Source organism: Schumannella sp. 10F1B-5-1 (assembly GCF_006517535.1).
Classification (GTDB): Bacteria; Actinomycetota; Actinomycetes; order Actinomycetales; family Microbacteriaceae; genus Schumannella.
The window spans coordinates 1-219 of sequence record NZ_VHQH01000128.1; the positions used below are offsets into that span (position 1 = coordinate 1).

Annotated in this window: 1 protein-coding gene; it reads right to left on the reverse strand. The window is 67.6% G+C overall.

The window, feature by feature from the left end; all coding sequences use genetic code 11:
• Positions 1-219 (reverse strand): hypothetical protein (locus FJ658_RS15195; protein ID WP_141146219.1); only part of this gene is annotated, 219 nt, incomplete at both ends.

Sequence of the window (219 nt, forward strand, 5' to 3'; positions counted from 1 at the left end):
GTCGAAGTCGAGCGCGTTGGCCCGTCGCAGGCTCTCGGTGTAGCGGCGGAACACCTCGAGGAAGGCCGCGTCGGCGGGGTCGTCGGCGTTGACGCTGCGCGCGTAGGAGTCGACGTCCGACAGCTCGTTCTTGAGCTTCGAGATCTTCCCGGCGACGCTCGGCACCGTGAGCCCGAGGGTGTCGACCTCGAGCTCCTTGATGATGCGCTTGAGGAGGGC